25 protein-coding genes are annotated in these 26,176 nt (G+C 31.1%); 12 read left to right on the forward strand and 13 right to left on the reverse strand.

The annotated features are described in order from the left end of the window. The first annotated feature begins 111 nt into the window (after positions 1-111). From metX to ACTTAO_RS02825, 12 genes are all read left to right on the forward strand, one after another. Positions 112-1,242: a homoserine O-acetyltransferase MetX gene (gene metX, locus ACTTAO_RS02770; protein ID WP_440672575.1), complete on the forward strand. Its 1,131-nt coding sequence runs from the start codon at positions 112-114 to the stop codon at positions 1,240-1,242. Continuing rightward, a complete protein-coding gene (gene metW, locus ACTTAO_RS02775) occupies positions 1,232-1,828 on the forward strand; it encodes a methionine biosynthesis protein MetW (RefSeq protein ID WP_262589873.1) in 597 nt (198 codons plus the stop codon). Before metX ends, metW begins: the two co-directional genes overlap by 11 nt. Further along, entirely contained in the window at positions 1,829-2,548 is a 720-nt protein-coding gene (gene gloB / locus ACTTAO_RS02780) for a hydroxyacylglutathione hydrolase (protein ID WP_440672573.1), read from the forward strand. 66 nt (positions 2,549-2,614) lie between these two features. Then, on the forward strand, positions 2,615-3,013 hold the full coding sequence (gene rplU / locus ACTTAO_RS02785) for a 50S ribosomal protein L21 (protein WP_075506490.1): 399 nt from the start codon (positions 2,615-2,617) through the stop codon (positions 3,011-3,013). A 14-nt stretch (positions 3,014-3,027) separates the two neighbouring features. Beyond that, positions 3,028-3,282: a 50S ribosomal protein L27 gene (gene rpmA / locus ACTTAO_RS02790; protein ID WP_075506491.1), complete on the forward strand. Its 255-nt coding sequence runs from the start codon at positions 3,028-3,030 to the stop codon at positions 3,280-3,282. 26 nt (positions 3,283-3,308) lie between these two features. Continuing rightward, positions 3,309-4,292 carry an Obg family GTPase CgtA gene (cgtA, locus tag ACTTAO_RS02795; protein ID WP_262589877.1) on the forward strand — a complete coding sequence of 328 codons (984 nt, stop codon included), beginning with the start codon at positions 3,309-3,311 and terminating at the stop codon, positions 4,290-4,292. Then, complete coding sequence (gene proB, locus ACTTAO_RS02800; RefSeq protein ID WP_440613704.1) at positions 4,282-5,388, forward strand: glutamate 5-kinase; 1,107 nt, start codon at positions 4,282-4,284, stop codon at positions 5,386-5,388. The genes cgtA and proB overlap by 11 nt, the downstream gene beginning before the upstream one ends. Continuing rightward, positions 5,389-6,639, forward strand: coding sequence for a glutamate-5-semialdehyde dehydrogenase (locus tag ACTTAO_RS02805; protein ID WP_440690817.1), 1,251 nt, complete (start codon positions 5,389-5,391; stop codon positions 6,637-6,639). It begins immediately after the preceding gene. Then, positions 6,635-7,162 (forward strand): nicotinate (nicotinamide) nucleotide adenylyltransferase, encoded by a 528-nt coding sequence (gene nadD, locus ACTTAO_RS02810; protein WP_440691096.1) that lies wholly within the window; start codon positions 6,635-6,637, stop codon positions 7,160-7,162. The genes ACTTAO_RS02805 and nadD overlap by 5 nt, the downstream gene beginning before the upstream one ends. Positions 7,163-7,179: 17 nt before the next feature. Then, the gene (rsfS, locus tag ACTTAO_RS02815) at positions 7,180-7,530 is read left to right on the forward strand and encodes a ribosome silencing factor (protein WP_075506496.1); all 351 of its coding nucleotides are present in this window, start codon (positions 7,180-7,182) and stop codon (positions 7,528-7,530) included. Next, entirely contained in the window at positions 7,527-8,663 is a 1,137-nt protein-coding gene (locus ACTTAO_RS02820; protein WP_440690818.1) for a S41 family peptidase, read from the forward strand. The genes rsfS and ACTTAO_RS02820 overlap by 4 nt, the downstream gene beginning before the upstream one ends. A gap of 1 nt (position 8,664) precedes the next feature. After that, the gene (locus ACTTAO_RS02825; RefSeq protein WP_440653135.1) at positions 8,665-9,141 is read left to right on the forward strand and encodes an RNA pyrophosphohydrolase; all 477 of its coding nucleotides are present in this window, start codon (positions 8,665-8,667) and stop codon (positions 9,139-9,141) included. Here ACTTAO_RS02825 and atpC read toward each other — a convergent pair. From atpC to ACTTAO_RS02890, 13 genes are all read right to left on the reverse strand, one after another. Continuing rightward, the gene (gene atpC / locus ACTTAO_RS02830; protein WP_440633077.1) at positions 9,134-9,526 is read right to left on the reverse strand and encodes an ATP synthase F1 subunit epsilon; all 393 of its coding nucleotides are present in this window, start codon (positions 9,524-9,526) and stop codon (positions 9,134-9,136) included. The genes ACTTAO_RS02825 and atpC overlap by 8 nt on opposite strands. Next, on the reverse strand, positions 9,526-10,944 hold the full coding sequence (gene atpD / locus ACTTAO_RS02835) for a F0F1 ATP synthase subunit beta (RefSeq protein WP_262589885.1): 1,419 nt from the start codon (positions 10,942-10,944) through the stop codon (positions 9,526-9,528). The genes atpC and atpD overlap by 1 nt, the downstream gene beginning before the upstream one ends. Before the next feature lie 2 nt (positions 10,945-10,946). Next, entirely contained in the window at positions 10,947-11,819 is an 873-nt protein-coding gene (locus ACTTAO_RS02840) for a F0F1 ATP synthase subunit gamma (RefSeq protein WP_075506072.1), read from the reverse strand. 6 nt (positions 11,820-11,825) lie between these two features. Beyond that, positions 11,826-13,361, reverse strand: a complete 1,536-nt coding sequence (atpA, locus tag ACTTAO_RS02845; protein WP_440690819.1) for a F0F1 ATP synthase subunit alpha — start codon at positions 13,359-13,361, stop codon at positions 11,826-11,828. Further along, entirely contained in the window at positions 13,362-13,919 is a 558-nt protein-coding gene (atpH, locus tag ACTTAO_RS02850) for an ATP synthase F1 subunit delta (protein WP_440690820.1), read from the reverse strand. A gap of 108 nt (positions 13,920-14,027) precedes the next feature. Beyond that, positions 14,028-15,983: a replication restart helicase PriA gene (gene priA, locus ACTTAO_RS02855; RefSeq protein ID WP_440690821.1), complete on the reverse strand. Its 1,956-nt coding sequence runs from the start codon at positions 15,981-15,983 to the stop codon at positions 14,028-14,030. Between the two features lie 22 nt (positions 15,984-16,005). Further along, positions 16,006-17,406 (reverse strand): dihydrolipoyl dehydrogenase, encoded by a 1,401-nt coding sequence (lpdA, locus tag ACTTAO_RS02860; RefSeq protein ID WP_440690822.1) that lies wholly within the window; start codon positions 17,404-17,406, stop codon positions 16,006-16,008. Beyond that, a complete protein-coding gene (odhB, locus tag ACTTAO_RS02865) occupies positions 17,407-18,708 on the reverse strand; it encodes a 2-oxoglutarate dehydrogenase complex dihydrolipoyllysine-residue succinyltransferase (RefSeq protein ID WP_440690823.1) in 1,302 nt (433 codons plus the stop codon). A 6-nt stretch (positions 18,709-18,714) separates the two neighbouring features. Next, positions 18,715-21,633, reverse strand: a complete 2,919-nt coding sequence (locus ACTTAO_RS02870) for a 2-oxoglutarate dehydrogenase E1 component (RefSeq protein ID WP_440690824.1) — start codon at positions 21,631-21,633, stop codon at positions 18,715-18,717. A gap of 35 nt (positions 21,634-21,668) precedes the next feature. After that, positions 21,669-22,544, reverse strand: coding sequence for a succinate--CoA ligase subunit alpha (gene sucD, locus ACTTAO_RS02875; RefSeq protein WP_075506079.1), 876 nt, complete (start codon positions 22,542-22,544; stop codon positions 21,669-21,671). Next, positions 22,545-23,705 carry an ADP-forming succinate--CoA ligase subunit beta gene (gene sucC, locus ACTTAO_RS02880; RefSeq protein ID WP_440690825.1) on the reverse strand — a complete coding sequence of 387 codons (1,161 nt, stop codon included), beginning with the start codon at positions 23,703-23,705 and terminating at the stop codon, positions 22,545-22,547. 2 nt (positions 23,706-23,707) lie between these two features. After that, positions 23,708-24,670 (reverse strand): malate dehydrogenase, encoded by a 963-nt coding sequence (mdh, locus tag ACTTAO_RS02885; protein WP_440690826.1) that lies wholly within the window; start codon positions 24,668-24,670, stop codon positions 23,708-23,710. A gap of 10 nt (positions 24,671-24,680) precedes the next feature. Further along, on the reverse strand, positions 24,681-26,174 hold the full coding sequence (locus ACTTAO_RS02890) for a CoA-acylating methylmalonate-semialdehyde dehydrogenase (protein WP_440690827.1): 1,494 nt from the start codon (positions 26,172-26,174) through the stop codon (positions 24,681-24,683). Between the last annotated feature and the right edge of the window lie 2 nt (positions 26,175-26,176).

The following is a 26,176-nucleotide window of genomic DNA, read 5'->3' on the forward strand; positions in this document are numbered from 1 at the left end:
AAATTACAAGTTCTTGTACAAAATTTATGCGCTGATTTAACTGAATTGCGAGCGCTTAAAAAAAACCGCTAAAATAGTTTTTTTTCTCACAATTCATCTAAAGGCCTTAAAATGAATACAGAAAAAAATATTAATACATTAATTATAAAGAAACCTCTTAAATTGGATTGTGGTAAAACTATAAACAATTTTCCAATTGCATTCGAAACTTATGGGTCTTTAAATGAGAATAAAGACAATGCTATATTAGTATTTCATGCACTAACTGGAGATCAATTTGTAACTGGTTTAAATCCTGTTACTAAAAAAGACGGTTGGTGGAGTTTTGCTGTAGGTCCAGACAAAGCAATAGATACCAATAAATATTTTGTTATTTGTTCAAATGTAATTGGTGGATGTATGGGATCTTATGGACCAAGCCATAAAGATCCTGAAACACAGAAAACTTTTGGAACTGATTTTCCAGTTATTACAATTAATGACATGGTGAATGCACAATATAATTTACTTGAACACTTTGGAATTGATAAACTATTTGCAATTACCGGAGGTTCCATGGGAGGTATGCAAGTTCTTCAATTTATCACCAACTTTCCTGATAAAGCTAAAACTGTTATACCCATTGCTACAACCTCAAGTCATTCAGCACAAAATATTGCTTTTAATGAACTAGGAAGACAAGCAATCACTGCTGACAGCGATTGGAAAGATGGAAATTATGAAGCTAATAACACCAACCCAGGTAAAGGGCTTGCTGTTGCAAGAATGGCAGCTCATATAACTTATCTCTCAAAAAAAGGTTTGCAGGAAAAGTTTGGGAGAAAATTGCAAGAAAGAGAAGATTTGAAATTTGGTTTTGATGCAGATTTTCAAATTGAGAGTTATTTGAGATACCAAGGATCTGTGTTTGTAGATAGATTTGATGCAAACAGTTACCTCTACATAACTAGGGCTATGGATTATTTTGATTTAGTTAAACAATTTAATGGAAATTTGTCTGATGCATTTAAAAATACAAAAGCTAAATTTTTTGTTATTTCTTTTACTTCTGATTGGCTTTATCCAACCCAAGAAAATAAAGATATTGTTATAGCTTTAAATTCTATTGGAGCAGATGTTGGTTTCGTAGAAATTGTATCTGATAAAGGTCACGACTCTTTTTTATTAGATGTTCCTGATTTTTTAAACGCACTAAAGAATTTCTTAGACAAATCTTATGCAGAGTTAAACAATGAAAAATGAATTTAAAGTAATATCAGATTTAATTGAAGATAATAAAAAAGTTCTAGATGTAGGTTGTGCAGATGGAACTTTGATGCAATTTTTAAAAGAACATAAAAATATAAATGTAAGAGGACTAGAGATTTCTAAGGAAAAAGTACAAGAATGTATTGCTAAAGGATTAACTGTAATAGAAGGTAACGCAGAGAAAGACTTAAAACAATTTCCTGATAAATCGTTTGACTATGTAGTATTGAGTCAAACACTCCAAGCATTTTTAAGCCCTGAAATTGTTTTAGATGAACTTTTAAGAGTTGGAAAAAAAGCAATTGTAACGATACCAAATTTTGGTAATTGGCAAGTTAGATTGCATCTATTATTTAAAGGCACAATGCCAATAACAAAATCTTTGCCAGAACAATGGCACAGTACACCTAATTTACATATGTGCACAATTAAAGATTTTGTAAATTTTATAAAATTTAAAGAAATTAAAATGATAAAAACTTTAGCTTTAAATAGTAACAACACTTCAAATATTACAAATAGTAATTTAGGAACTAAAAATTTATTTGCTGATCTTGGAATATTTTTAATTGAAAAATAAATGAAAGTTGAAATTATACCCTGCCTACAAGATAATTATAGTTATTTAATTATTGATAATGACAAACAGGAAGCATGTGTTGTTGATCCAAGTGAAGCTAAACCAATAATCAATTACTTAAACGATAAAAATATTAAATTAAAATATATCTTAAATACTCATCATCATTATGATCATGTTGGGGGTAATACTGAATTAAAAAAAAAATTTGGATCTGTTGTTTTAGGATTTAATGGAGATGCAAAAAGGATACCAGAGATTGATATCTTGTTAAAAGATAACGAAATTTGGAATAGCGGAAATTTTAAAGCTAAAATTATTCATATTCCTGGACACACAACAGGACATATTTGTTTTTATTTTTTTGAAGAAAACTTACTATTCACTGGAGATACTCTCTTCTCACTTGGATGTGGTAGAATTTTTGAGGGTACATATGAACAAATGTATAACTCTTTAAATAAATTAAAATCTTTACCTAAAGAAACAAAAATCTATTGTGGCCATGAATATACTTTAAATAATTCAAAATTCTGCTTAGAACATGATTCTGAAAACTCTTCTTTGTTAAAGAAAATAGAATTCATAAAACAACAAAGAAATAATAATTTGCCTACTATTCCATCAACCTTACAAGATGAAATTGATTGTAATATTTTTTTAAGAGCTAATGACCTAAAATCCTTTTCAAAATTAAGGGATTTAAAGGATAATTTCTAACTAATTCAGCTTGACTATAGGCTTCCGGTAACTATATTGCGGTTACTTAAAATTAATATTCATACTATGTCATACGCAGTAATAAAAACAGGTGGAAAACAGTACAAAGTTAAATCTGGTGAAATATTAAAAATTGAGAAATTACCAGATTCAAAGCCTGAAACTAAGATAGAATTTAATGAAATCCTAGCATACGGGGATGATAAAAACATTGAGGTTGGAACTCCTAATATTGAAGGTGCTAAGGTAGAGGCAGACTTAATTAAAAATAGTAAAAATAGAACAATTCTAATTTTCAAAAAAAGAAGAAGACAAAATTCAAGAAGAAAAAATGGACACAGACAACAATTTTCTTTGATAAGAATTAACAAAATTTTTTCAAAAGATGGTAAAGTATTATCTGAAGCTGAAAAAATTAAACCAGCTCCCAAAAAAGAAGAGGTTAAGGAAGCTGCAAGTAAATAGTTATTAGGTAAATTATGGCAACAAAAAAAGCAGGTGGATCATCGAGAAACGGACGAGATAGTGCTGGTCGAAGACTTGGTGTTAAAAAATACGGTGGAGAAACTGTAATACCTGGAAATATAATTGTTAGACAAAGAGGAACAAAAATTTTTCCTGGCGAAAATGTTGGAATGGGAAAAGATCATTCAATTTTTTCTGTTATCAAAGGTAAAGTTGTATTCAAAAAATCTAAATTAGATAGAACTTACGTTTCAGTAAAACCCAATTAATAGTACAACCAAGAAAATGTTGTATTATGAAATTTCTCGATCAAGTTAAAATTTATATTAAGGCTGGAAACGGCGGTGATGGTTCACCAAGTTTTAGAAGAGAAAAGTATGTTGAGTTTGGAGGACCTGATGGAGGCGATGGAGGCAGGGGAGGCTCTATCATTTTAAAATCAGAAGAAAACTTAAACACTTTAATTGATTACAGATATCAACAACATCATAAAGCTCAGCGTGGAGAGAATGGTTCTGGTCAAAATCGAACAGGTAAAAGTGGTGATGATTTGGTTTTAAAAGTTCCTCTTGGAACCCAGGTATTTGAAGAAGATAACAAAACTCTATTATTTGATTTTAATAAAAAAGGAGAAGAGTACATTGCTGCTAATGGTGGCAAAGGTGGTTTGGGAAATACTAGATTTAAAAGTTCTACAAACAGAGCTCCAAGAAAATTTACGAAAGGAACTTTGGGAGAAGAGTTTACAATTTGGTTACAACTTAAAACAATAGCTGATATCGGAATTATCGGATTACCTAACGCAGGAAAATCAAGTTTGTTGGCAGCACTTACAAACGCAAATCCTAAAATTGCTAATTATAAATTTACAACACTTAATCCTAACTTAGGTGTTGCTAGCTATGATGATAAAGAAATCACAATAGCCGATATACCAGGATTAGTAGAAGGTGCCCATGAAGGTGTTGGACTTGGGATACAGTTTTTAAAACATATAGAAAGATGCAAATCTTTATTACATTTAATTGATATTACTAATCTTGATCTTAAGGAATCTTATGATCAGGTTAAAAATGAACTTAAAAATTACAGTTCTAAAATGCTTGAAAAGAGAGAGTTAATTGTGTTTAACAAAATAGATTTAATTGATGAAGACACAGCCAAAGATGTAATTGATGATTTCTCTAAAGATAAAAATTGTGAGATAATGACAATGACAACTTTAAATAAAGAGTCGGTTTCAAAAATTAAGGCAAAATTATTATCCTATGTATCTTAAAAACTCGAAAATTATTGTTATTAAAATTGGTTCATCTTTATTAGTTGATGAAAATAAAAAAATTAGAAAAAAATGGCTTTCAAGCTTTGCGAGGGACATCAAAAAACTAAAAGATAAAAATCAAAAAATAGTCATTGTTAGTTCAGGTGCTATCGCTCTTGGATGTAAAAAAATGAATTTTAACAAAAAAAATATTAAGTTAGATAAAAGTCAAGCAATTGCCTCTATTGGCCAAATTGAACTAATGAATTTATTCTCTCAGACCTTCTCAAAATTCAAATTAAATATTTCACAAATTTTGTTAACTCTAGAAGATACGGAGGAACGAAGAAGATCCTTAAATGCCAAAAGAACATTCGAAAATTTATTCGAACTTGGATTTATCCCAGTTGTTAATGAGAATGATACAATTGCAACAACTGAAATAAAATATGGAGATAATGATAGATTGGCATCTAGAGTAGCTCAAATTACAAACGCTGATACGTTAATTTTACTTTCAGATGTAGATGGCCTTTTTACAAAAAATCCAAAAGTAAATAAAGACGCTAAACTAATAAAAATAGTAAATGATATAAACAAAGACTTAAAAGAAATTAATATCAAAGGAATTAATGAATATGGAAGTGGAGGAATGCAAACAAAAATTGAAGCTGCTAAAATTTGTCAATTAGCTGGCAGCAGTATGATTATTGCAAACGGACTGTATTCAAATCCTATTTCAAAAATTATTGAAAAAAATAATTGTACATGGTTCAGCCCAAAGGTCTCTAAACTTCATGCTAGAAAAAAATGGATAATTAGCTCAATTGCACCTAAAGGAAATATTGTAATTGATGATGGAGCCAAAAAAGCGTTAAAACTTGGAAAAAGTTTACTAGCTGCAGGTATTAAAAATGTATCAGGAAGATTTAACAAAGGTGATCACATAAAAGTTTTAGATAAAAAAAATAATGAATGTGCTAGGGGTTTAAGTTCTTTTTCTTCTGATGAAGTAAAAAAAATTATGGGACACCATTCGAATGAAATTCAAAAATTACTTGGGTATGTTGCAAAATCTGAAGTTATTCATAAAGATGATATGGTAGAAGTATAAATGAATAATTATATGAATTTAATCGGTGAAAGAGCAAGAAAAGCAAGTCAATATAAAATAGACACAAAAGTTAAAAATAGTGTTTTAGCCTCCTATGCTAAAATGCTTGACGAAAACAAAGGTTTAATAATTAAAGAAAATACTAAAGATATTAATTATGCAAAAAAAATAGGATTAAAAGAAAATTTAATTAATAGACTTCATTTAAATCAGAAAAAAATAAACGACATCAGAAATTCTATTATTAGTATTATTAGATTTAAAGATCCTATTAATCATGTTCTAGAAAAGTGGAAAAGACCTAATGGATTAAATATTAGTAGAGTATCAATTCCAATAGGAGTTATTGGTGTAATTTATGAAAGTAGGCCAAATGTTACATCAGATGTTGCAGGTTTATGTTTCAAATCAGGTAATGCAGTAATCTTAAGAGGAGGTTCTGAGGCAATCAATTCAAATAGAATTTTATCAAAACTTTTTAGAAAAGCGCTCAAAAAAAATAAAGTAGATGAAAACTTTATACAATTTATAGACTCTAAAAATAGAAAGATGGTTGATGTAATGCTTTCCAAAATGAAAGAATATATTGATGTTATAATCCCACGTGGTGGAAAAAATCTTGTAAGAAAAGTTCAAGAACTTTCTAAGGTTCCTATAATTGGTCATCTTGAGGGTATTTGTCATACATATGTCGATAAAGACGCTGAATTAAAGATGGCAAATAGAGTTGTTACAAACGCAAAATTAAGAAACACCAGCATATGTGGGGCGACCGAAACTATTATTCTACATAAAAATATTGTTAAAAAATTTAGCAATACAATCCTGGGTAATTTAGAAAAAAATGGTTGTAAAATTTATGGAGAAAAGACTTTGGCTAAATTTTATAAAGGTAAAATTTTTAAAGCTACTGAAAAAGATTGGTCTACAGAATATTTAAGCTCAGCAGTTTCTGTTAAAATAGTAAACAACCTCAATGAAGCTATAAGTCATATTAATAAGTATGGAACAATGCATACAGACTCAATAATTACAAAAAACAAAAAAACAGCTAATCAATTTCTAAAAGAAGTCAAAAGCTCTATTGCTATGCATAACACTTCAACTCAATTTGCAGATGGAGGTGAATTTGGGTTTGGAGGAGAAGTTGGAATTTCTACCAATGTACTACCACCGAGAGGGCCTGTAGGACTTAATCAACTTGTTTCATACAAGTATCAAATTACAAGTAACGGTAAAATAAGAAATTAATTTGAAATCAAATAAGACAAAAATAGGAATTTTAGGAGGATCATTTGATCCTGCTCATAAAGGTCATCTAGCTATTTCAAAAGAAGCAAAAAAAAGATTTGAGCTTAAAAACATTATTTGGGCAATCACAAAAAAAAATCCTTTTAAAAACCAGAGCAAAACCTCAGTTACTGAAAGAATAAAATTCTGTAAAAAAATTATTGGTAACAATTCATTTATAAAAGTGAGATTTTACGAAAATAAAATTAATTCAAATAAAACAATCGATTTAATCAATCATTTAAAAAAAAACAAAAATATTGAAATCTATTTTTTAATGGGAGCAGATAACTTAATAAATTTTCACAAATGGTATAAATCAAAATCTATTTCACAAAAGTGTAATATTTTAGTTTTCGATAGACATGGCTACAAAAAAAACTCATTAAAATCAAAGACATTTAGGGCTCTCGGTAATACCACCCTCAAATTCATAGAGTTTAATAAAGTCAACATTTCATCTTCTCAATTAAGAAAAATTTGATAGTCTAAATTTAATTAATGGATAAAATTTCAGATCTCAAAGAAATTGTAATCACCACATTAGATCTTAACAAAGCTGAAGACATAGTAACTATTGATCTAAAAGATAAAAGTTCGATGGCAGATTATATGATAATAGCAAGCGGTACATCATCTAGACATATACAGTCTTTATCTGAACAAGTGTTAGAAAAGCTTAAAGATAATGGAATTAAAGACTCTAAAATTGAGGGTAAAGAAAGTGGTGAATGGAAATTGGTAGACGGTATAGATCTAATCGTTCATATTTTTCATCCAGAGAAAAGAAAATTTTATGAATTAGAAAAAATCTGGTCAGAATTTATTCCTAAAGAAAAAGTAATGATATGAAAATAATTAAATATTACTCAATTATTTTTTTTTCATTTTTTTATTTAAGTTCAGCAAACTCTTCTGAAGTAGATATTTACAAAAAGATAGATTTATTTGGTGAGGTTTTAGAAAAAATAAATAGAGAATATATTGATGAGATCAATCAATCTGAGAGCATGGACTCTGCTATCAATGGCTTACTTCAATCTTTAGACCCTTATTCCTCTTATATGTCTCCTGAAATTCTAGAGGAAATGCAAACTGAAACTAGCGGTGAATTTGGTGGCCTTGGAATTGAGGTAAGTATGGAAGCAGGAGTTGTTAAAGTTATTTCACCTATTGACGACACACCAGCGTCAAAAGCTGGATTAAAAGCTGGTGATTACATTGTGAAAATTAATGATACTCAAGTTCAAGGGAAATCTCTAAGTGAAGCTGTTGATTTAATGCGGGGCCCAGTAGGTTCAAGTATAGAATTAACAGTTAGACGAAGAGGAGAAAAAAAAGCATTAACATTTAATATCACTAGAGAAATAATTGAAATTCAATCAGTCAAGTCAGAGTTATTAGAAGATAATATTGGTTATATTAGATTAACTTCATTTAATGAAAACAGTAGTGATCAAATAGAAAAACAAATAAAGAAATTAAAAAAAAATAAAAATCTTAGTTCATTTATTTTGGATTTAAGAAATAATCCAGGTGGATTACTAAACCAAGCAATAAGAATATCTGATTTCTTTTTAGAAAATGGTGAAATTGTCTCCACAAAAAGTAGAAAAAAATCTGATAATAGAAAATGGTTTGCAAAAAAAGGAGACATAACTGATGGAAAAACATTATTGGTACTGATAAATTATGGATCAGCTTCAGCATCAGAAATTGTTGCAGGAGCTTTAAAAGACCACAAAAGAGCAATTGTTGTAGGTGAGAACAGTTATGGCAAAGGTTCAGTTCAATCTATTATTCCTCTTAAAAATAGAGGTGCAATACGTTTAACTGTTGCAAAATATTATCTTCCATCTGGAAAATCTATATCTGAGGTTGGTGTACGTCCAGACATTGAAGTGAATGAAGAAGGTGATGATTTTAAAATAAGAACTGACACTGATAATCAACTAAATTACGCAATTAAATTACTCAACGGATAAAATGAAAAAAGATTTACATAATCTTCCACTAAGAAGTGGAGTAGGAATTGTTGTATTAAATAAAGAGAACAAAGTATTTGTTGCCAAAAGAATAGATAACCCTAAAAATTTTTGGCAAATGCCTCAAGGTGGCGTAGATGAGGGTGAAGATTTTTTAAAAGCTGCTTACAGAGAACTTGAAGAAGAGACCAGTATTAAAAATGTTGAATTAATAAAAGAATTAGATGGGACTATAACTTATGAACTTCCAGATAGATTACTTGGTTTGATTTGGAAAGGAAAGTACAGAGGTCAAAAACAAAAATGGTTTTTAATGAGATTTGTCGGGTCAGATAGTGAAATAAATATCAAAACTAAACACCCTGAGTTTTTAGAGTGGAAATGGGTAGAGCTAGACAAAATCACAGACTTAGTGGTTGATTTTAAACTACACGTTTACAAAGAAGTTAAAGATAAAGTAAAAAAAATTCTTAATTAAGAGTTTTTAAAACTTCAATTTTTTGATCTACTAAATATTTAGCTTGATCATTAATATCAGACTTCCCTGCCTCTTCTTCAGCTTTTTTCAGTAAATCCTGTTGAACAGATTTATCCATATCAGACAAATTATAAATTGAGCTTGTTAGAATAGATAAATTATTATTTTTAAACTCTACTATACCATCCTCAACATAATAATTTTCATCACCAGATTTTGAACTAACTTTGATAATACCTGGTTTTAAAAATGAGATAATTGAAATGTGATCTTTTAATATCCCCATTTCTCCCTCAAAAGCAGGTACTACTACTTCCGATACATCTTCTTTGACCAAAAAAGATTTTTCAGGATTTACTATCTCAATTTTAAATTCTTCGCTCATTAAGCTGCAGCTTCTTTTTCCATTTTTTGAGCCTTTTCAATAGCCTCTTCAATTGTACCTACCATGTAAAAAGCTGCTTCTGGCAAGTGATCATATTCACCCTTACAGATTGCATCAAATCCTTTGATTGTAGATTCAAGATCAACTAATTTTCCTGGTGAACCTGTAAATACTTCCGCAACAAAGAATGGTTGAGATAAAAATCTTTGAATCTTTCTTGCTCTTGCTACAACTAATTTATCTTCTTCAGATAATTCATCCATACCAAGGATAGCAATAATATCCTGAAGTGATTTATAAGATTGTAAAATTCTTTGTACATCTCTCGCAACTCTATAGTGCTCATCACCAACTATTCTTGGATCTAAAATTCTTGAAGTAGAATCTAATGGGTCTACTGCAGGATAAATACCAATTTCAGCTATTTGTCTTGAAAGTACAGTAGTAGCATCCAAGTGAGCAAATGATGTTGCAGGCGCTGGATCAGTCAAGTCATCAGCTGGAACATAAATCGCTTGCACAGAAGTAATTGATCCTTTGTTTGTAGTTGTAATTCTTTCTTGAAGATTACCCATATCAGTAGCTAATGTAGGCTGATATCCTACAGCTGAAGGAATTCTACCTAATAAAGCAGATACCTCTGAACCAGCTTGAGTAAATCTAAAAATATTATCAACGAAGAATAAAACGTCTTGTCCTTCTTGATCTCTAAAATATTCTGCAACTGTTAATCCAGTTAAAGCAACTCTTGCTCTTGCTCCTGGGGGTTCATTCATTTGTCCATAAACCAATGCAGCTTTAGAACCAGGACCATCTTGCTTGATTACTCCAGATTCCATCATCTCATGGTAAAGATCATTTCCTTCTCTAGTTCTTTCTCCAACTCCAGCAAAAACTGAAAATCCACCATGTGCTTTCGCAACGTTGTTAATCAATTCCATAATTAAAACTGTCTTACCAACACCAGCACCTCCAAATAGTCCAATTTTTCCTCCTTTGGCATATGGTGCTAATAAGTCGATAACTTTAATACCAGTAACTAATATTTCAGTTTCAGTTGATTGATCATTAAATTCAGGTGCAGCTCTGTGAATAGGCCAGCTTTCTTTGGTTTTAACCTCACCTCTTTCGTCGATTGGCTCACCAATTACATTAATAATTCTACCTAGTGTTTCTGGTCCAACAGGTACCTGGATAGGAGCATTCGTATTTACAACTTCATCTCCTCTTTTTAATCCTTCAGTAGCATCCATTGCAATAGTTCTTACAGTAGTTTCTCCTAAGTGCTGAGCAACCTCTAAAACCAATCTATTGTCACCATTTTTACATTCTAATGCTGTTAAAATTTCCGGTAATTCTCCCTCAAATTTTACGTCTACTACCGCTCCAATAACTTGTGTGATTATTCCTTTGCTCATAATTATAAACTTTCTGCTCCTGATATGATTTCTATTAGTTCTTTAGTAATTGCTGCCTGACGACTTCTATTATATTCGATAGTAAGTTTGTCAACCATTTCACCTGCGTTTCGGGTTGCATTATCCATTGCACTCATTCTGGATCCTTGTTCGCTAGCTGAATTCTCTAACATTGCCTTAAATATTTGTGTTGAAATATTTTTTGGCAACAAATTGCTTAAAATTTCATCTTCATCTGGTTCAAATTCGTAACTTTCATCTGAACTATTTTCACTTCCCTCATCATTTAAAGGAATTATTTGTTGAGCCTGTGGGATTTGCGTAATTACATTTTTAAATTTATTGTAGAAAATTGTACAAACATCAAATTCACCTGCTTCAAATTTTTCAATAATAATTTTTCCTACTTTGTCTGCATCAAAATAATTTGCATTTTTCGACTCTTTAAATGAAATGTTTTCGATTATTTTATCACCATAAATTCTCTTAAGCTGGTCATTGCCCTTTGAACCTACAGTGATAATTTTAAGCTCTTTATTCTCATCTAAAATTTTAGAAAAGTAACTTTTTGCTTTCTTAATTATGTTAGAATTAAATCCACCACATAGACCTCTATCTGATGTCATAACAACACAAAGGTGAACTTTGTCTTGTCCTGTACCAGCTAATAACTTTGGTGCATTTTCTTTATCTGAAATTCCACTAGAAAGGTTTAAAATTACATTGTTCATTTTTTCTGAATAAGGCCGTCCTTTTTCAGCACTTTCTTGTGCTTTTCTCAATTTTGCAGCTGCAACCATTTTCATAGCCTTAGTAATCTTTTGTGTAGATTTTACACTGGCTATTCTTTTTTTTAGGTCGTCTAAACTTGCCATATCAAATTAAGATTTAAGGGTTTCCTTTAATTGAGTAATCATTTCAACTAATAACTTTTCTTTATCCTCTTCAAGTTTTCCTGAACTTTGTATCGACTCAATAATCTCAGGTTTTTCTGATTTACATTTTTCAATGATTTTACTTTCAAAACCTGCAACGTCTTTTAAATCGATATCATCAAGATATCCTTTAACACCACAGAAAACCGAAATTACTTGTTCAGCAACTGTCATTGGAGAATATTGCTTTTGTTTTAAAAGCTCAGTTAATTTTGATCCTCTATTCAATAACTGCTGAGTAGAAGCATCTAAATCTGAACCAAATTGAGCAAATGCTGCCATTTCTCTATATTGAGCAAGCTCAAGTTTCATAGATCCTGAAACTTTTTTCATCGCTTTAGTTTGTGCAGATGAGCCTACCCTTGAAACTGATAAACCAACGTTAATTGCAGGTCTTATCCCTTGGTTGAATAATTCAGTTTCTAAGAAAATCTGACCATCCGTAATTGAAATTACATTTGTTGGAATAAATGCAGATACGTCTCCACCTTGAGTTTCAATAATTGGAAGTGCTGTTAAAGATCCTCCACCATGTTCATCACTCAATTTTGCAGCTCTTTCTAATAATCTACTATGTAAATAGAATACATCTCCTGGATAAGCCTCACGTCCTGGAGGTCTTCTAAGTAAAAGTGACATTTGTCTGTAAGCAACTGCTTGTTTTGATAAATCATCGTAAATAATCAACGCGTGCATTCCATTATCTCTGAAATATTCACCCATAGCACAGCCAGTATATGGAGCTAAAAACTGAAGTGGCGCTGAGTCTGATGCTGTTGCAGCAACAATTGTTGTGTATTCCATTGCACCAGCTTCCTCTAAAGTTTTTTGAATTTGTCTAACAGTTGATCTTTTCTGACCTACAGCAACATAAATACAATATAATTTTTGTTTTTCATCGCCTGATTCATTGATCTTTTTTTGGTTTATGATTGCATCAACTGCAACCGCAGTTTTTCCTGTTTGTCTATCACCAATGATTAATTCCCTTTGTCCTCTTCCGATTGGAACCAAACTATCAATTGATTTTAAACCTGTTTGCATTGGTTCATTAACTGATTGTCTAGGGATAATTCCAGGAGCCTTAACCTCTACTCTGCTCTTTTGTACACTTTTATCTAATGCACCCTTGCCATCAATTGGATTTCCTAAACCATCTACTACTCTACCTAGTAACTCTTTTCCAACTGGCGTATCAACAATTTTTCCAGTTCTTTTTACAACATCACCTTCTTTAACATTTCTGTCATCACCAAAAATTACAACACCAACGTTTTCGCTCTCTAAGTTTAGGGCCATACCTTTAGAGCCATCAGAAAATTCAACCATCTCTCCAGCCTGAACATTGTCAAGACCGTAAATTCTAGCGATACCATCACCAACTGATAAAACCTGACCTACCTCAGTAACCTCTGCTTTATCTCCAAAATTTTTTATTTGTTCTTTTAATATTTTTGTAACTTCTGAAGGATTTATTTCCATTTATGCCTCTATCATTCTATTTTCGATTTGTTGTAATTTACTTTTAATTGAGGTGTCAACCATAGTACTCCCTACCTGTACTACTAAACCTCCTATTAAACTTTCATCATGTTTGTAGTTTAATTTTATTTTTGAACTAAAGTTTTTAGTTAATTCTTCCGTAATTTGTTTAATTTCTTCATTAGATAATTGTTTAGCAGATCTTAATTCGGCTTTTAGTTCTCCCCTTTTTTCTGAACAGATCTCGATGAAACTTTTAAGAATTCTTTCTACAAAAAAGAACCTTCTCTTTTGAATTAAAAAACTAAAAAAATTTTTTAACAATTGATCAAATTTATAATTTTCTGAGATTGTATTAACTACTTTTAATAAATCATCTTGGCTTGTAGTTGGATCTTTTATTAAATTTGAAAAATCTTGGCTTTGTTCTAGCAATTTTAGAACTGAGAGTGACTGCTCTTCTATTTGGGATGTAACATTGCTTTCAGTAGATAATTCATAAAGCGCAAGTGAATACCTTTCTGCTGAAGTAATTGAAAATCCTGTGTCTTTGCTCAACTTGATACCTCTAAAATGTTGAAGATTATTTAAAAATCACGCTCTAATTAGCATATGACCTTTATGTCTTCAAGTGACTGATTGACGAAAAAGTCCTCTTTTTTGGGCCTAATTGAAGTTAATTGGATCAACATCAACTGAAAGTTTTATTCCTTTTGGAAATTTGTATTTTGGAACTGATTTTGCAATAGCATTTTGCAGTTTCATAGATTTTGAGCCTCTAATTAAAAATCTGACTCTAAAATTTCTTTTTAGTCTAAATATAGGAGCTTCAACTGGACCTAATATATTTCCCTCGATATTGTTTTCTAAATAATTTTTAAAGTCATAAGCCTCTTTTTCTAATTTTTTTTGATTTTCACCAGTCATAATCAGAGAAATAAATCTTTGATAAGGTGGAAGTTTATTTTTTTTTCTAATTTCCAGTTCTCTTTTTAAAAATATATCAGGATTTTTATTTGTAATTTCTAAAATCATATTTTTATTATTGTTATAGGTTTGAAAATATACTGTTGCAGGTTTTCCTGTTCTTCCAGCTCTTCCTGATAACTGATGATATAACTGCAAATTTTTTTCAGCTCCTCTTAAATCATTTCCGTTAGCTGATAAATCAATATCAACAACAACAATGCAATTTAAACTTGGAAAGTGAAATCCTTTAGAAATTAATTGTGTACCAACTAATATCTCGGTTTGATTATTTATAATTCTTTCTAATTTGCTTGATGAGTCTTTTTTATTCATTGTATCACTTGAAAAAATTTCAACTTCCTTATTAGGAAATTTTTTTTTAACTTCCTCAGATATCCTCTCTACACCAGGTCCACTAAAGACAAAATTACATTCACCCTCTTTTGAGCAATCTCTTTTTAAATCAGTTTTAAAACCACAATAGTGACATAATAAATTATTTTTATTTTTATGATAAACAAGGTTGATAGTACAATTTGGACAAGAATAGCTAGTTAAACAATTTTTGCACAACACATGAGGTGAAAAACCTCTTCTATTTAAAAAAAATAAAACCTGATCTTTTCTCTCAAGGTGAAAATTTACTTTTTCAATTATTTTATCTGATAACCAAGATTGTTTTTCAAGTTTAGTTTTATTAAGATCTATAATTTCATAATTTGGTAATGAAGCATTTTTATACCTCTCTGTAAGTCTTGATAAAGAATATTTTCCTTTTTGAATATTTTCAAAAGTTTCAATTGATGGAACAGCTGTTACTAAATTAACTGGTATATTTTCAAATGAAGCTCTAGAAATTGCCATATCTCGTGCATTATAAGTTACACCTTCATCTTGTTTAAATGATTGATCATGCTCTTCATCTACAATTATCATACCTAGATTTTTAAAAGGTAAAAATAATGATGATCTTGCTCCTATAATTACTTTAACTTCTCCATTTGATATTCCACTCCAAATTAATTCTTTCTTTTTTTTTGAAACTCCTGAGTGCCACACAGCCGCATTAAAACCAAAATATTCATTAAATTTTTTTTCAAATTGACCTGTTAAACCTATTTCAGGTAACAAAATTAACCCCTGATATCCTTGTTTTATAAGGTTTTTTAAAGCTTCAAAATACACAAGAGTTTTACCTGATCCTGTTGTTCCTTGTAACACATGTACTCTAAAATTTTGGTTAGTGCTTACCATTTCCTCATATGCTTTGATTTGATCTTTGGTTAATTTTATAGATGTATTTTTAATCTCACTTTTAAAATTATTATAAGAACTTAGCTCCTTATTTTCTATTGCATGACTACTTAATAAAATAAGCTTTAGAGCCATTCCTTTTGGAATAATATTGTACTCTGAAAACCAGTTTAAAAATTTAATAGTATTTTTTTTTAGAGGAGTCACATCTAACTTCCTCAAAACTTTTTTTATTTTAAACGTTTTGTTGCTATTTTTTTCAAATTCATCCCAAACTACACCTGTAATTTTTGATTTACCAAAAGGAACTTCTACATAGTCTCCCAATTCGAGATCAATACTACTTTCATAAGTAAATGGATGATCAAAAATATTAGGTAAAAGAATCGGAAATTTCATATTTTTATAATATGAAAAAAAATTAAGAGTGTATTGCTCTTTTATCTACTGATAATGCAGCTTCTTTAACTGCTTCTGAAAAAGTTGGGTGCGCATGACATGTTCTTGCTATATCTTCTGAACTTGCACCAAATTCCATAGCTACACCAATTTCTGCAATTAATTCTCCTGCGTGAGGGCCTATAATATGAGCTCCTAATACTTTATCTGTTTGCTCATCTGCTAAAATTTTTACAAATCCTTCAGCATCATCAATTGCTTTAGCTCTAGAATTTGCCATAAATGAAAACTTACCAACTTTATATTTTTGATTGAGTTCTTTTAATTGTTCTTCTGTTTTTCCTATAGATGCAACTTCTGGAGTTGTATACACGACACCAGGAATTGTATCATAGTTAACATGTCCAGATTGCCCTGCAATATTTTCAGCAACTGCAATTCCTTCATCTTCGGCTTTATGAGCAAGCATTGGTCCTACTATTACATCGCCAATAGCAAAAATATTTTCGACATTTGTTTTAAAAGTTTTGTCAGTTTTTATTCTTTTTCTTTCATCTAAATCAATTCCTACTGCATCTAAATTTAATCCATCAGTATTTGGCTTTCTTCCAACAGAAATTAATACCACATCACATTCAAAATTGTTTTTATTGCCATCTTTATCTACTGTTGAAACAACTGCTCCGTTTTTATTTTTCTGAATTGTTTCAACTTTGTTTTGCATATTAAATTTAATGCCTTGTTTTTTTAAGATTTTCATAAACTCAGATGAAATTTCTTTATCCATTCCAGGTGTAATATGATCTAAGAATTCTACGACCTGAACTTCTGAACCTAATCTCGACCAAACTGAACCCATCTCTAAACCAATGTAGCCACCTCCAACCACAACCATTTTATTTGGTACTTTTTCTAATTTTAAGGCCCCTGTAGAGGAAACAATTACTTTTTCATCAATATCAATTCCAGGTAATGAAACTGGTACAGATCCGGTTGCTATTACTGTTTTTTCTGACTCAATAATTGTCTCATTATTCTTATCATCTTTAATTAAAATTTGATTTTTTGATTTAAAGCTTCCGTGACCTTTAAAATAAGTAACTTTGTTTTTTTTTAAAAGAAATTCAACACCTTTAGTCAATATTGTTACAGCTTTATCTTTACTTTTCATCATCTTTTCAAGATTAAGTTTCACCTCACCTATCTCGATACCCTTATTGGATAAATTTTTAACTTTATGAAATTCTTCAGAGAGATTTAATAAACTTTTTGATGGTATACAGCCAACATTTAAGCAAGTTCCACCTAGTGAACCTCTAGACTCTATGCATGCTGTTTTCAAACCTAATTGTGCAAGCCTAATTGCACAAACATAACCACCAGGCCCTCCTCCAATAACTACAGCTTGAAATTTTTCTGACATTTAAATATCCAAAAATAATCTTCTAGGATCTTCTAGATTTTCTTTAATCATTTTTAAGAAAGAAACAGATTCTTTGCCATCAATAATTCTGTGATCATAAGAAAGAGCTAAATACATGATAGGTCTTATTTTTATTTCACCTTCTACTACCACAGGGCGCTCTACAATGTTGTGCATACCTAGAACACCTGATTGAGGTAAGTTTAGAATTGGAGTTGATAACATTGATCCATACACACCACCATTACTGATAGTAAATGTTCCTCCTTGTAAATCTTCAATTGTTAATTTTCCATCTCTAGCTTTTTCAGAAATATCTTTAATATTTTTTTCAATATCTGCAAATGAAAGCTCATCTGCATTTCTTAAAACTGGAACAACTAAACCTTTATCCGTACCTACAGCAAAACTAATATTATAATAGTTTTTATATATAATTTCATCGCCATCAATTTCAGCATTAACAGCAGGGAAATGTTTCAAGGCCACTACACATGCTTTAACAAAGAATGACATGAAGCCTAATTTAATTCCATATCTACTTTGAAAGTCTTGTTGATTTTCTTTTCTCATTTCCATTATATTTGTCATGTCAACTTCATTAAAAGTTGTAAGTAATGCAGCATTTTCTTGAGCTTGTTTTAATCTCTTAGCAATTGTCTGTCTTAGTCTGGTCATTTTAATTCGTTCTTCTTGACCATATTGAATTTTTCTCTCTGATGGTTTTGGATTTGCTCCCATTAGACCAATTAAATCTCCTTTTAAAACCTGACCATTTTTTCCTGAACCTTGAACTGAATTAACATCAATATTATTTTCAGTAACAATTTTTCTGACAGCAGGAGACAAAGTATCATTTTTATTATCTATTACTGGCGCTGGTTTTGGTGCTACTTCCTCAGTCAAAACTAAGGGCTTAGTTTTTTGAATTTCTGTTTTTTTATCTTCAAAAATTTCTGGTTCTTTTTTATTTGTATCTAATTTTATTACATTGTTTTCAGGAGGAGCTTCTTCAACTTGTTTGGGTTCCTCTTTTTTTTCAGTTGGTGTCACTTTTGCTGAACCATTTTCTGAAACAGAACCTAATAAAGCTCCAACTTCCACTGTGGAGCCATCTTGTGAATTAATTTCTGTTAAAACACCAGTTATTGGTGATGGGACTTCTAAATTAACTTTGTCAGTTTCAAGTTCTACAATTGGTTCATCAGCTTCAACTGCATCTCCAGTTTTTTTTAACCATTTTGCAACCGTTGCTTCTGTAATACTCTCACCAAGTACTGGAACTACTATTTTTTCACTCATTATAATTTAATCAAACACCTTATTAATTATTTCTTGTTGCTGAGAATTATGCCTCTTTGCATATCCAGTTGCTGGAGTTGCATCAGGGCTTCTTCCTATATAAGAAATTTCATTATATTTAGCCTTTAAAGTATCTAATGTCCATTGAATATAATCTCTCACTGAAAACCATGCTCCCATATTCTTTGGCTCTTCTTGACACCAAAAGAATTTAGCATTTTTGGCATAAGGTTTAAGTTCGTTTACTAAAGCTTTTGCTGGGAAAGGATAAAGTTGTTCTATTCTAAACATAATTACATCATCTCTTTTTAATTTTTCTCTAGCGTCAAGTAAGTCAAAGTAAACTTTGCCTGAGCACAAAATAACTTTTTTAATCTCAGAACTTTCTTTAAGTTTAATAAAACCATTTGATTTTGGATCGATCGCATGATCCCACAAAACTCTATGGAAAGTATTTTGTTTGTTAAAATCCTCTAAGTTAGAAACACAGTATTTATTTCTGAGTAATGACTTTGGAGTCATTATAATTAGTGGTTTTCTAAAATCTCTATGCATTTGACGTCTTAATGCATGATAATAATTGGCTGGAGTTGTACAATTCATAACTTGCATATTGTCGTTTGAACATAACTGTAAAAATCTTTCTAATCTAGCAGATGAATGTTCAGGACCTTGACCTTCGTATCCATGAGGTAACAACATTACAAGGCCTGACGCTCTATTCCATTTTCTCTCACCTGATGCTATAAACTGATCAATCACAACTTGAGCTCCATTTGCAAAATCTCCAAATTGAGCTTCCCAAATTGTTAGAGTGTTTGGTTCAACTAAACTGTAACCATATTCGAAACCTAAAACTGCAAGTTCAGATAAAAAACTATCTACTACTTCAAATTGTTTTTGACCTTTGACAATATTATTTAATGGAATATATCTCGAATTATCAATTTGATTTCTTAGTACAGAATGTCTTTGACTAAAAGTTCCTCTACCAGAGTCTTGTCCAACTAAACGAACTGGATATCCTTCAACTAACAAAGATCCAAACGCAAGAGCTTCTGCTGAAGACCAATCAATTCCCACTCCTTTTTCAATCGAGTCTCTTCTCGCATTTAATATTTTACTAATAGTTTTATGAATATTTTTTTCTGATGGTACTGTATTTATTTTTTTTGAAATTATTTTTAATTTCTCCTCATCAAAACCTGATATTCCTCTTTTATCTTTTCCTTTCTCAGGTTTATATCTTGACCATGTACCCTCAAACCATTCTATTTTAGGCTTGTAGTCTTTTGCACTTTTATATTGATCATCTAATAAATCTTTAAATGATTTAACATTTTGATTTAATAATTCTTGAGTAATTGATTTTTCATTAACCAGTTTATTCCCATAAATTTTATATACACTTGGGTGAGATTTAATTTTTTGATACATCAATGGCTGAGTAAACGATGGCTCATCTCCCTCATTATGACCAAACCTTCTGTAACAAATTAAATCTACTACAACGTCTCTATTAAATTTTAATCTGAATTCTGTAGCTATTCTGGTAGCATAAACAACTGCCTCTGGATCGTCTCCATTAACATGTAAAATTGGAGCCTCAACCATTTTTGCAACATCAGAAGGATAAGGTGACGATCTTGCGAATCGAGGACTCGTTGTAAAACCAATTTGATTATTTACAATTATATGAATAGTTCCGCCAGTGTTATGTCCAGGTAATCCTGACATGGCAAAACATTCTGCTACCACACCCTGTCCAGCAAATGCTGCATCACCATGAATTAGTATTGGGATAACTTTGTTTCTGTCTTTATCTTTATGAAAAAATTGTTTTGCTCTAGTTTGTCCTAAAACGACAGGATTTACTGCTTCAAGGTGAGATGGATTATCTGTCAAACTAACATGAACAGAATTTCCATCAAATTGTCTGTCAGAAGATGCACCAAGATGATATTTTACATCTCCAGCACTATCCTCAGAGTCATCACTATATTCACCAGCAAATTCATTAAAAATTCTTTTATATGATTTTTGTAAAACGTTAGCCAAAACATTTAATCTGCCTCTATGAGACATTCCAATTTTAACCTCTTTAATTTGTTGTTGACCGCCAATTTTAATTATTTGCTCAAGTGCAGGAATTAAACTTTCTCCTCCATCTAATCCAAATCTTTTTGTACCAACATACTTAGTTGCTAAAAATTTTTCAAAACCTTCTGCTTGAACTAATTTATTTAAAATTGCTTCCTTACCATTTTTGGTAAACTGAAGAGCTTTATCATCTTGCTCAATTCTATCTCTAAACCATTTTCTTTCATCAGGATTAGAAATATGCATAAACTCATAACCTATTTTTCCACAATAGGTTTTTTTCATAAATTTTAAAATTTCTTTAATATTGGCATACTTTTTATTAATCACTCCATTTAAGAAAATTTTTCTTTCATAGTTTTCTTTCTTAAAACCATAAAACTCCGGATGAAGTTCGTCTAAATATTCAGATTCTCTCATTCCTAAAGGATCAAGATCAGCTAGCAAATGTCCTCTTAATCTATAGGCTCTGATTAATGCAACAGCACTTATTGAATCTTTGTTAGAATCTGCAAGTAATTGAAAATTAAATTTTTCTGAAGTATTTATTTTTTCATTATTTAAATTAGTAATTTCATTTTCATCTATTTTCTTTTGAAGCTCATCGATATTTATTTTTGTTTTTTCTGGTCCCCATGATGGACCATTTATTTCATTTGCAATAACTTTTATTTCATCACCAATTCCTTCAAAGTAATTTAACCAACTTTCAGGGAGATCTTTATCTTTGTTGATGAATTTTAAGTACATTTGTTCAATAAACGCACTATTTGATTTATGTAAAAATGAATTTTTTTCGAAATCAAGATTTTTTGATGATGACATCTTTTTTATTTAATATATCCCTCTAAAAATATTTTTCAATTAGACAGTTTATCAAATAAAGTTTTACCAATTATTGATGGTGATTTTGCGACTGTAATTCCACATTCTTCCATTTTTTTTATTTTATCTTCTGCACCACCTTTACCTCCAGAAATAATTGCACCTGCATGCCCCATTCTTCTCCCTGGTGGCGCAGTAATTCCAGCTATAAATCCAACTGTTGGTTTTTTAATCTTATGGTTTTTCAAAAATTCTGCCGCTTCCTCTTCTGCAGAACCTCCTATCTCTCCAATCATTAAAATTGATTGCGTCTCTTCATCATTTAAAAACAGATCTAAACAATCTATAAAATTTGTACCATTTATAGGGTCTCCTCCAATTCCAATGCATGTCGATTGCCCTAATCCATTTTCAGTTGTTTGAGCAACCGCTTCGTAGGTTAAAGTTCCTGATCTAGATACAATTCCAACTGAACCTCTTTTATGAATATTACCAGGCATAATTCCAATTTTACATTCATCAGGAGTTATAATTCCTGGACAATTTGGACCTATAAGTCTGCTATTAGACCCATCTAATTTTTTTCTAACCTTAAGCATATCTTGAATTGGGATACCTTCAGTAATGCAAACAATTAATTCAACAGATGCATCGATAGCTTCTATAATTGCTGCGGCAGCAAATTTTGCAGGCACATAAATCATAGTGGCATCTGCCCCGACTGCATCTTTAGCTTCAGCTACAGAATTAAATACAGGTCTGTCTAAATGCTTTTGACCTCCCTTTTTAGGAGTAACACCTCCTACTAAATTTGTTCCATATTTTATTGCTTGCTCTGAATGAAAAGTTCCATGTGCACCTGTAAAACCCTGACAAATTACTTTAGTTTCTTTATTAACTAAAACTGACATTTATTTAATAGCCTCAACAATTTTCTTAGCAGCATCATCTAAGTTCTCTGCTGAAATTAATTTTAAACCTGAATTATCTAAAATTTCTTTTCCCTCTTTAAAATTTGTCCCTGCAAGTCGAACTACCAAAGGTACACTAATATTAATTTCTTTTGCAGCGTCCACTACTCCTTGTGCAAGCACATCACATCTCATTATTCCCCCAAAAATATTTATCAAAATTCCCTTCACATTTTTATCTGAAAGAATAATTTTAAATGCTGCAGAAACTTTTTCTTTTGAGGCTCCACCTCCTACATCTAAGAAATTAGCTGGCTCATTACCATATAATTTGATGATATCCATAGTTGCCATTGCTAGACCTGCACCATTAACCATACATCCAATACTTCCATCTAACTTAATATAAGCTAAATCATGTTTGCTAGCTTCAATCTCAGTTGGATCTTCTTCATTTAGATCTCTTAATTCTAAAATTTCAGGGTGTCTAAATAATGCATTAGAGTCGAAATTAACTTTCGCATCTAAACAAACAATTTTTCCCTCTTTTGTTAAAATTAAAGGATTCACCTCAACCATATTAGCATCTGTACTAATAAACATTTTATAAATCGATTTGATTAATGAAATTGCTTGATTTTTCACATCACTGTTTAAATCAAAAATTTTAATTACTGACTCACAATCTGCATCTGATATTTCTTCAGCTATATCAACTTTAGTTGTAATAATTTTTTCTGGATTTGAGCTTGCTACTTCTTCAATATCCATTCCACCCTGATCACTTGAAATAAATGCAATCTTTGAACTCGCTCTATCAACTAAACATGATAAATAAAATTCTTTTTCTATGTTAGAGGATTCTTCAACATATAATCGCTTAACTTCTCTTCCTTCTGGTCCAGTTTGATGAGTTACAAGTGTTTTTCCAAGCAACTCATTTGCTGAATTTTTTAATTCCTCAAGTGTATTAAGAATTTTAACTCCTCCAGCTTTACCTCTACCACCAGCATGAATTTGAGCCTTTAAAACATACTTTTCAGTTTTTAAATTTTTTGCTTTTTCAATCAAGTCATCAACACTTGTTGAAAAAAATCCTGCTGGAACTATTGCTCCATATTTCTTTAAAATTTCTTTTGCTTGATGCTCGTGAATGTTCATTATTATTTTGAAAGATCTGGATCTATTTTAGAAGCAGCTTCCCAAAGAGCTTTTACAGCATCAATAGAGTGCATAAACTCTTTATTTTCTTTTTCATCTAAATCCACTACTTCAATTTTCTCAACTCCGTCTTTACCAATTACAACTGGTACTCCAGCATAAACATTTTCTACTCCGTACTCACCATTTAACTGCACTGCGCAAGGTAATAATTTTTTTTCATCTTTTAAATATGATTCAGCCATTTGAACTCCCGATGCTGCAGGTGCATAAAAAGCAGAACCTTTTTCTAAATACTTGACGATTTCTGCTCCACCGTCTCTAGTTCTTTGATTAATTTCTTCAACTCTCTCTTGAGAAATCTTTCCCTCTTTCACAAGATCCAATAAAGGTTTGCCAGATACTTTTGTAAATCTTGGCATTGGAACCATAGTATCTCCATGACCACCCATAACCATTGCTTCAATCTCTCTTACAGGCACACCAAACTCTAATGATAAAAACAGTTTAAATCTTGAGCTATCTAAAATTCCTGCCATGCCGACAACTTTATTTGCAGGCAAACCTGAAAACTTTTGAAACGCCATAACCATCACATCTAAAGGGTTGGTGATACAAATTACGAAGGCGTTCGGTGCGTTTTCTTTTACCCCTTGAGCTACCTGTTTAATAATTTTTAAATTTATACCAAGAAGGTCATCTCTACTCATTCCTGGCTTTCTAGGAACTCCTGCTGTAATTATGATAACATCAGAATCTTTAATATCTTTATAATCGTCTGTACCTGATAATTTTACATTAAATCCATCAACTGATGATGATTGAGCTATATCTAAAGCCTTTCCTTTAGCTATTCCACTTGCAACGTCAAATAAAACAACTTCATCAACAAGCTGCTTTATTCCAATTAAATGTGCTAGTGTTCCACCTATTTGGCCAGCGCCAATTAAAGATATTTTTTTCATTTATTTCCTCTTATTTCATTGTTGGCATTACAAATTCTGCGTTTGTTCGCACACCTGAAGGCCATCGTGATGTTACAGTTTTAAGTTTAGTATAGAATTTTATTCCTTCCATGCCATGCATGCCACTATCTCCAAATAATGATCTTTTCCAACCACCAAAACTATGAAAGGCCATAGGAACTGGAATTGGAACATTGATACCAACCATTCCTACTTGAATTTTACTAGCAAATGTTCTACCTACATCACCATCTCTAGTATAAATACTTACTCCGTTTCCGTATTCATGATCATTGATTAGTTTTGCAGCCTCTTCAAAAGTTTTAACTCTAACTACAGATAGAACTGGACCAAAAATTTCTTCTTTATAAATTCTCATGTCTTTATTAACGTGATCAAATAAACAACCACCTATATAAAATCCGTTTTCATAACCTTGAAGTTTTAAATTTCTTCCATCGACAACTAATTTAGCACCTTCTTCAACTCCTAAATCAACATAACTTTTTACTTTTTCTAAATGCTCTTTTGTAACCAGAGGTCCCATCTCTGAAGTTTTATCCATACCAGGTCCTACTTTTAAGGCCTCTGCTTTTTTTGAAAGTCTTGAAACTAGTTCATCACCAATATCTCCAACAGCAACAGCAACAGATTGAGCCATACATCTCTCACCTGCAGATCCGTAAGCTGCACCCATCAATCCATTTACTGCACCATCCAAATCACAATCTGGCATGACTACTAAGTGATTTTTTGCACCTCCAAGTGCTTGTACTCTTTTTTCATTTTTAGCTGAATTTTCGTAGATATATTTTGCAATTGGAGTGGATCCAACAAAGCTTACAGCTTTAATATCTTTATTTTCTAAAATTGCATCAACAGCTTCTTTGTCGCCATTAACTACATTAAATACTCCCTCAGGCAATCCAGCTTCACTAAGTAACTCTGCTAATCTAAGTGGACATGAAGGATCTTTTTCTGAAGGTTTTAATATAAATGTATTTCCACAAGCAATTGCTATTGGAAACATCCACATTGGTACCATTGCTGGAAAATTAAATGGAGTAATTCCAGCTACTACCCCCAAAGGTTGTCTCATTGACCAACTATCAACATTTGTTCCAACGTTTTCTGAATATTCGCCTTTTAACAAATGAGGAATTCCACAAGCAAACTCAACTACCTCAAGCCCTCTTGTTAAAGATCCTCTAGCATCCTCAAAAACTTTTCCATGTTCTGATACTATTAACTTTGTTAACTCATCAGAGTTTTTTTCTATTAATTCTTTAAATTTAAATATTATCCTTGCTCTTTGTAAAGGAGGTTTTGCAGACCAAATTTCAAATGCTTTTTTGGCTGCTTCTACAGCTTGATCTAAATCAGATTTACTTGCAAGTCTTACCTCAGACTCTTGTTCTCCTGTTGCAGGATTAAATACTTTTCCTTTTCTATCAGACGAACCTGGAATTATTTTTCCATTAACGAAGTGCTCTATTAATTTCATGA

This window comes from Candidatus Pelagibacter sp. HIMB1782 (genome assembly GCF_052047475.1).
In the GTDB taxonomy this organism is placed as follows: domain Bacteria; phylum Pseudomonadota; class Alphaproteobacteria; order Pelagibacterales; family Pelagibacteraceae; genus Pelagibacter.